The 7727-nt window shown below is 58.3% G+C and carries 9 protein-coding genes; 4 read left to right on the plus strand and 5 right to left on the minus strand.

All coding sequences use genetic code 11. The annotated features are described in order from the left end of the window. The first annotated feature begins 25 nt into the window (after positions 1-25). Entirely contained in the window at positions 26-1834 is a 1809-nt protein-coding gene (locus CAF87_RS03515; RefSeq protein ID WP_085730656.1) for an aminopeptidase P family protein, read from the plus strand. Here the strand turns inward: CAF87_RS03515 and CAF87_RS03520 are convergent. Then, a complete protein-coding gene (locus tag CAF87_RS03520; protein WP_085730657.1) occupies positions 1827-2735 on the minus strand; it encodes a LysR family transcriptional regulator in 909 nt (302 codons plus the stop codon). The two genes, CAF87_RS03515 and CAF87_RS03520, sit on opposite strands and share 8 nt — an antisense overlap. A 112-nt stretch (positions 2736-2847) precedes the next feature. Between CAF87_RS03520 and CAF87_RS03525 the strand changes: the two genes are divergently transcribed. Further along, positions 2848-3846 (plus strand): zinc-dependent alcohol dehydrogenase family protein, encoded by a 999-nt coding sequence (locus CAF87_RS03525; protein WP_085730658.1) that lies wholly within the window; start codon positions 2848-2850, stop codon positions 3844-3846. Here the strand turns inward: CAF87_RS03525 and CAF87_RS03530 are convergent. Together CAF87_RS03530 and CAF87_RS03535 are read right to left on the minus strand one after the other, a co-directional pair. Next, positions 3843-4433 (minus strand): 2-hydroxychromene-2-carboxylate isomerase, encoded by a 591-nt coding sequence (locus CAF87_RS03530; protein ID WP_085730659.1) that lies wholly within the window; start codon positions 4431-4433, stop codon positions 3843-3845. The two genes, CAF87_RS03525 and CAF87_RS03530, sit on opposite strands and share 4 nt — an antisense overlap. A 33-nt stretch (positions 4434-4466) precedes the next feature. After that, positions 4467-5195, minus strand: coding sequence for an SDR family oxidoreductase (locus CAF87_RS03535; protein ID WP_085730660.1), 729 nt, complete (start codon positions 5193-5195; stop codon positions 4467-4469). Positions 5196-5287: 92 nt separating this feature from the next. On the opposite strand from CAF87_RS03535, the gene CAF87_RS03540 reads away from it, so the two are divergent. Beyond that, positions 5288-5857, plus strand: coding sequence for a TetR/AcrR family transcriptional regulator (locus CAF87_RS03540; protein WP_085730661.1), 570 nt, complete (start codon positions 5288-5290; stop codon positions 5855-5857). Positions 5858-5867: 10 nt separating this feature from the next. Here CAF87_RS03540 and CAF87_RS03545 read toward each other — a convergent pair whose 3' ends face one another. Both CAF87_RS03545 and rhtA read right to left on the minus strand, forming a co-directional pair. Beyond that, positions 5868-6149, minus strand: a complete 282-nt coding sequence (locus CAF87_RS03545; protein ID WP_085730680.1) for a hypothetical protein — start codon at positions 6147-6149, stop codon at positions 5868-5870. Between the two features lie 168 nt (positions 6150-6317). Then, positions 6318-7205 carry a threonine/homoserine exporter RhtA gene (gene rhtA, locus CAF87_RS03550; protein ID WP_085730662.1) on the minus strand — a complete coding sequence of 296 codons (888 nt, stop codon included), beginning with the start codon at positions 7203-7205 and terminating at the stop codon, positions 6318-6320. Positions 7206-7406: 201 nt separating this feature from the next. On the opposite strand from rhtA, the gene CAF87_RS29195 reads away from it, so the two are divergent. Continuing rightward, the gene (locus CAF87_RS29195) at positions 7407-7586 is read left to right on the plus strand and encodes a hypothetical protein (protein ID WP_176243102.1); all 180 of its coding nucleotides are present in this window, start codon (positions 7407-7409) and stop codon (positions 7584-7586) included. The last annotated feature ends 141 nt before the right edge of the window (positions 7587-7727 follow it).

Here is a 7727-nt window from a genome sequence, read left to right on the forward strand (position 1 = left end):
GATGAAGTGATTGGCAGGAGACATGATGAGTACCCAGACTTTGACCGAAGGAACGGTTCCCCAGCGCCTGGCGCACACCCGTGAACTGATGCGTCGCGAAGGCATTCACGCACTGCTGGTGCCGTCCGCCGACCCGCACCTGTCGGAATACCTGCCGGGTTACTGGCAGGGGCGGCAGTGGCTGTCGGGTTTCCATGGTTCGGTCGGCACGTTGATTGTTACCACCGATTTCGCCGGGGTCTGGGCCGACAGTCGTTACTGGGAACAGGCGACCAAGGAGCTCAAGGGCAGCGGTATCGAACTGGTGAAACTGCAACCGGGTCAGCCGAGCCCGCTGGACTGGCTCGCCGAGCAGACACCGGAAGGTGGCGTGGTTGCGGTCGATGGCGCGGTGATGGCCGTTGCGTCGGCGCGTACGCTGGGCAGCAAGCTTGAAGCTCGGGGCGCCAGTCTGCGTACCGACCTCGACCTGCTGAATGAAGTCTGGAGCGACCGTCCGGGCCTGCCGAACGCGCCAATCTATCAACACTTGCCGCCGCAGGCGACCGTCAGCCGTGGCGAGAAACTCGCCCAGCTGCGTGAAACCCTGCAGGAACGCGGCGCCGATTGGCACTTCATTGCCACCCTCGACGACATCGCCTGGCTGTTCAACCTGCGCGGCGGCGATGTGTCGTTCAACCCGGTATTTGTTTCCTTCGCTTTGATCAATCAGCAGCAGGCCACGCTGTTTGTGGCGTTGAGCAAAGTTGATGCTGAGCTGCGCGCAGTCCTGGAAAAGGACGGCGTGACACTGCGCGACTACAGCGAAGTTGGTGACGCCTTGCGTGCCATCCCGAACGGCGCGAGCCTGCTGGTGGACCCGGCGCGGGTGACCAGCGGGCTGCTGGGCAATCTCGACAATGGCGTGAAACTGGTCGAAGGCCTGAACCCGACTACGTTGGCCAAATCACAAAAAAGCCCGGCGGATGCCGAGCACATTCGTCAGGCGATGGAGCAGGACGGCGCGGCGCTGTGCGAGTTCTTCACCTGGCTGGAATCGGCCTGGGGGCGCGAGCGTATTACCGAGCTGACCATTGACGAGAAACTCACGGCGGCCCGTGAGCGTCGCCCGGATTATGTGTCGCTGAGTTTCAACACCATCGCCGCGTACAACGCCAACGGTGCGATGCCGCACTACCACGCCACCCCGGAAGAGCACGCGGTGATCGAAGGTGATGGCTTGCTGTTGATCGATTCCGGTGGGCAATACCTGGGCGGTACCACCGACATCACGCGCATGGTGGCGGTCGGCACGCCAAGCGCAGAACAGAAACGAGACTGCACCCGCGTGTTGAAGGGCGTGATCGCATTGTCCCGCGCGCATTTCCCGAAAGGCATTCTGTCGCCGCTGCTGGATGCGATTGCCCGTGCGCCGATCTGGGCCGAAAACGTCGATTATGGCCATGGCACCGGTCACGGCGTAGGTTATTTCCTCAACGTGCATGAAGGTCCGCAGGTGATCGCCTACCAGGCTGCGCCGGCGCCACAAACCGCCATGCAACCGGGGATGATCACCTCCATCGAACCGGGTACTTATCGTCCGGGCCGCTGGGGTGTACGGATCGAGAACCTGGCAATGAACGTAGTTGCCGGAAGCAGCGAGTTCGGTGAGTTCCTCAAGTTCGAAACCCTGACCCTGTGCCCGATCGATACCCGTTGCCTGGAACCGTCCTTGCTGACGCAGGAAGAGAAGCAGTGGTTCAACGCCTATCACGCGGAAGTGCGCGAGCGTTTGAGCCCGTTGCTCAGCGGTGAGGCATTGGCGTGGCTGAATACGCGCACTGCCGCTATTTGATGGGTTGAAGCTCGGGCGCTGCTGCCAGCGCCCGGGTCATGTACTCGACAAACGCGTTGACCCTGGCGGACTGGCGACGGTTCGCCGGGGACACGGCATGTATCGGCAGTGATCGGGTCTGGTAGTCCTGCAACAGGGCGATCACTCGACCGGCCTTCAAATCCTCGCTGAACAGCCAGACCGGTGACAGCGAAATCCCCAATCCCCCCAGGACCATTTCGCGGATCGCTTCGGAGTTGTTGCTCTGGGCGTTGCCTTTGATGCGCACCTCGTGGCGCTGGCCGTCCTTTTCGTAAGTCCACAGGTTTTGCGATTCGAGCAGGTTGAATTGCAGGCAGTTGTGCTGCGCGAGATCCTGCGGCGATTGCGGATGCTCATGGCGTTGCAGGTAGGCAGGCGCCGCAACGGTGACGCGGTGGGTGGTGCCGATTCGTCGGGCGATCATGCCGCTGTCGTTCAACTCGCCGATGCGCAGGCTGACATCCAGGCCTTCGCTGACCAGATCCAGATTCTGATCGTTGAGGTGCAGGTCGACCTGAACCTGTGGGTATTGCTGGAGAAAATCGGGGAGTCTTGGAGCGATCTGCAGGCGGCCGAAGCTGACTGATGAGCCGATTCGTAATGCCCCGGCGACAGTTTCCCGACCGGACTGGAAACTGTGTTCGGCGGCATCCACCGCTGCAAGAATATTCCGGCATTCGTTGTAGTACCGCTGACCTTCATCGGTCAGCGATAGCTTGCGTGTACTGCGGGCAATCAGCTTTCCACCCAGCTGGATTTCCAGGGCGCGCAGAACTTTGCTGATGGTGGGTTGGGTGGTCTGCAGCTCTCGGGCCACGGCAGAAAAGCTGCCGCGCTCGACCACCCGGACGAAGATTGCCATTGCGTTTAGCTTGTCCACGAAGCGCCTCATTCATGCCGGATTGGCATGATCACTATAGTCTTTAGGCGTCTTATCGGCATGAGTCGGTTGGGAGAACATGGCTTCACTTTCTCCCACAGGAATGACCGAAATGACTGACTCACAACACATGAATGCCCTGATAGTGGACACCGCCAAAGGGCCGCTACGCTTGGTTTCTCTTGAACGCCCCGTGGCGGGTGCCGGACAGGTATTGGTACGGATCAAGGCTAGTGGTGTAAATCCGCTGGATCTGAAAATCCGTGCGGGGCAGGCCGCCCATGCTCGACAGCCGTTGCCGGCAGTGTTGGGGCTGGATCTAGCGGGTGTGATTGAAGCGGTGGGTGAGGGGGTGCAGGGCTGGGTGCCGGGCGATGAGGTTTATGCGTTGGCGACCGGCATTGGCGGCGAGCAGGGTTCGCTGGCCGAATTTGCAGTAGTTGATGCGCGACTTCTGGCGTGCAAGCCGACCAATCTGAGCATGCGTGAGGCGGCGGCTTTACCGCTGGTGTTGATTACGGCGTGGGAAGGACTGGTTGATCGGGCACGGGTGAGTGCCGGGCAAAAGGTATTGATTCATGGTGGGGCGGGTGGGGTCGGACACGTGGCGGTGCAAATTGCCCAGGCGTTCGGTGCCGAGGTTTTTGCGACGGGATCTGCTGGGCAACGAGGGATCATCGAAGGGTATGGCGCAACGTTCATTGATTACCGAGAAATGTCGGTTGACGACTATGTACGTGAGTACACGGCCGGGGAGGGGTTCGACATTGTTTATGACACGGTAGGTGGTGAAACGCTGGATGCGTCCTTCAAGGCTGCTCGGATCTACCACGGGCATGTCTTGAGTTGCCTGGGCTGGGGGCAGCATAGTCTGGCGCCGCTGTCCTTTCGCGGCGCGACCTACTCTGGTGTGTTTACCTTGATGCCTCTGCTGACCGGGAAGGGCGGAGAGCACCATGGCGAGATTTTGCGCCATACCGCGCTGTTGATTGAGGCCGGGAAGGTCAAGCCGTTGCTTGATGCGCGTCGGTTTACGCTTGAGTCGGCCAGTGAAGCCCATGAGCTGCTTTCATCCAAAGCAGCCCGGGGACGTCTGGTGGTAGAGATCTAGCGCAGGGCTTCTTCAACGAAGTCGAGCCGGTCCTGACCGAAGAACAACTGATTGTCGATGAACATGCTCGGCGCACCGAAGACGCCCCGTTTGACGGCCGTCTCGGTGTTGTCCTTGAGGGCGCTCTTGACCGCTTCATCATTGGTCAGTGCCAGTACCTGCTCAGGATTGAAGCCGTGTTCGGTCAGCACCGCTGCAACCGTTGCCGGTTCATCAAGGCTGCGCCCTTCAACCCACAGCGCTGTGAACAGACAATCGATGAACGCCAGGAAGCGCTCCGGGTGGTGCAATTGAATGCCGGTCACCGCCCGCATCAGCATCAGGGTATTGATCGGGAAATGCGGGTTGAATTTCAGGGGCACGCCGTATCGCTTGGCGTAGCGGTTCAGGTCTTGAAACATGTAGCGGCCCTTGGCCGGGATCATCGCTGGTGAAGCATTGCCGGTGGCTTTGAACACGCCGCCCAGCAACATCGGGATATAGATCAACTGGCTGCCGGTCTTGGCGCAGATTCCTGGCAGCTGGGTGTACGCCAGATAGGTGGCGGGGCTGCCGAGGTCGAAGTAGAACTCCACGGTTTTGCTCATGGTCGCTGCACTCATTGTTGTTATTGGAAAGGATTACCAGCGTTCGTTCCAGGGGCGCAGATCCAGTTCGAAGGTCCAGGCGTCCTTTGGCTGGCTGTGCAGGTACCAATAGTTCTCGGCGATGTGCTCTGGATTGAGAATACCGTCCTGATCCTTGGTGGCGTACTTGTCGGGGAAATGGCTGCGGATGAAGTCGGTGTCGATGGCGCCGTCGACCACGATGTGGGCGACGTGAATGTTCATCGGGCCGAGTTCCCGGGCCATGCTCTGCGCCAGTGCACGGATGCCATGCTTGGCGCCGGCGAATGCGGCAAAACCGGAAGCACCACGCAGTCCGGCGGTAGCACCAGTGAACAAAATGGTGCCGCGCTTGCGTGTGACCATGCGCTTGGCGACTTCGCGGGCATTGAGGAATCCGGAGAAACAGGCCATTTCCCAGATCTTGAAATACTTGCGTGCCGTTTCTTCCAGAATGCTGCAAGGCACGTTGGCGCCGATGTTGAAAACAAACGCTTCGATCGGCCCGAGGCGGGTTTCGATATCTTCGATCAGCGCAATCACGTCTTCTTCCTTGCGCGCGTCGCAGGCAAAACCGTTGGCTTCCCCGCCGTCTGCCTGGATGGCGTCCACCAATGGCTGCAATTTGTTGGCGCTGCGCCGTGTGACGCAAGCGATGAAACCTTCCCTGGCGAACCGCTTGGCGATGGCGCCGCCCGTGGCATCACCTGCACCGACAACCAATACGACCTTCTTGTTATTCATGGGTGGAGCCCTTTAGTAAACGATCGTTAAGTGAACGAACGTTATGCTAGGATTCACTCAGCGTCAAGGCAGTCAATTGCGAGGATGAATGCATGCGGTACTCCGCCGGTCACAAGCTTGAAACCAAAGAAAAGCTGCTGCAAAGCAGCTCGCTGTCTGCGAAAAAAAGCGGATTTTCAACGATGGGTGTCGATGGTCTGATGAAGACGATCGGTCTGAGTGGCGCGGCGTTCTACAGTCATTTCTCGTCCAAGGACGCCTTGTTCGCCGCTATCGTCGAGCGCGAGTTGTGCCAGAGCCTGGAGCGGCTGGGCGGGCGGGGGGAGCAGGATCGTGAGCGGTTGGAGCGATGCCTGAAGCTGTATCTGAACATGGCTCATGTCGAGCAACCTGAGCTGGGTTGCGCGTTACCTGCGCTGGGCGCTGAGATTGCGCGCTCGGATGTTGTTGTGCGGGAACAGGCCGAGTTGTGGATTTGTCGGCTTCAGGAAAGTTGGGCGCAGATTCTGGAGAGCGACACCTTGGCCTGGGCCATTCTGTCGCAATGTGTGGGGGCGTTGGTGGTGGCGCGGATGTTGGCGTCTCCGCAGATCCAACAGCGGGTGCTGGAGTCCAGTCACGAAGAAATCGGCCGCCAGCTCGCCGTTCAGCGAGCGCAATAGCGGCGGCGGTTTATTTGCAGATGACGATCATGCTACGGCTGGTATAGCCAGCTGGGTTGAGACCGAAGGGATAATCACCCGGCTCTTCTACCGCATCACCGGATTTGGCAATGACTTTATAACCCTTCGGCGCGCAGGAGTTGGCGGCACTGGTGTAGCACTTGTCCCAGGAGGAAGAGAGCCCTGAACAGTTAATGTGCAGTCCCTTTTTGCCGTGCTTTACCTGAGATGTGGATGTCGCCGCGCATCCCGAAATGGCGAGTACGGCGATCAGTATTAAAAATCGTTTCATTACAGTCCTTATGGCGGCCTCGAGTCTGGCGCTCGGGTCTGCCTGCATTCGCTCTCGCTTGACGCGTTCCGATGTCCTTATCCGAAAAAGTCCATATATGGCACTGAGTTGCGAAGGTAAACATGGCCTAAATGAGCGGCAAATGCCAGACCTTCGTTACAACCGCTATCAATCCGCTGCAATCGCGGGCTTGGCATGGCTGCCCATGGTCATCGTTGCTCCGACGGAAGCCAGAATAATGCACAGGATCGCCATCCATTGTGACAAGGAGAGGTACTCCTGCAGGAACAGTAGGCCTGATAGCGCACCAAATGCCGGCTCGATGCTCATGAGCGTGCCGAAAGTGCGAGCCGGCATGCGGGTGAGGGCGACCATTTCCAGGGTATAAGGCAGGGCTGTGGAGAGAATGGCAACTCCAATGGCTATCGGGATCAATGACGGCGTCAGCAAGGCAGCGCCTGCATGGACGATCCCGATGGGTGCGACGAACAACGCAGCGATCATCACTCCCAATGCTGCTGTCGTCACGCCGTTGTCAGCGCCGGCCTTCTGGCCGAAGAGAATATAAAGAGCCCAGCAAACACCAGCGCCCAGTGCATAGGCTGCGCCAGTAAGGTCGATACCTGCCGTTGTTGCGCCCGTTGGTATTAATAGCAACAACCCGACTGCGGCCAGGGAGATCCAGAGAAAGTCGATCGCACGCCGGGACGCGTAGATTGCGACAGCCAACGGCCCGGTAAACTCCAGTGCAACCGCAATGCCCAGTGGCACAGTGCGCAAAGACATATAGAAGAGGAAGTTCATGCCGCCCAGTGCCATTCCGTACACAATGACCGTGCGCAGAGATCTGGCGGACAGCTTCGCCCGCCAGGGTTTCAGCAATACCAGCATGATCACGCTGGCGAACGTCAGGCGCAGGGTGGTTGTGCCTTGAGCGCCTACGATGGGAAACATGCTTTTGGCAAGAGAAGCTCCTGACTGGATCGACGCCATTGCGATCAATATCAGGCCAACCGGGAATAGGATGGATGCGAGACTGCGGGGTTGGTCGTTCATTGCGCGCTGTCGTCCGAAAGTAGAGGCAGTAGAAGGCATTTTTTAAGTGATGGGCAATATACTGCGCATTCCATGTTGTCGCGTCTATATACAGGTGGGGTTTTTGAAGCTGTTGATAGAAATATCAAATTAAGGGTTGACGGCAGATTCTGGAGGCCTATAATTCGCCCCACTTCCGGCGCAGTCGAAACGGAAAACTCCTTGAAACTCAATGAGTTACACGTTTTTCGACAGTGGCTTGCTTCAGGTTATCGAAGCCTGGAAGGAGTTGGAAATGCCGGTTCTTTTGGTGCTTTCAACGGTTCGGTCTTCTCGATCGAAAGCGGAGAAAAAGAGGTGTTGACAGCAGCGTGTAACGCTGTAGAATTCGCCTCCCGCTAACGAGAGATCGGAAGCGCAAGTGGTTGAAGTTGTTGAGGAAAACCTCGAAAACTTCTGAAAATAATCACTTGACAGCAAATGAGGCTGCTGTAGAATGCGCGCCTCGGTTGAGACGAAAGATCTTGACCAACCGCTCTTTAA

The sequence above is a fragment of the Pseudomonas sp. R38(2017) genome, from assembly GCF_002112395.1.
GTDB lineage: Bacteria > Pseudomonadota > Gammaproteobacteria > Pseudomonadales > Pseudomonadaceae > Aquipseudomonas.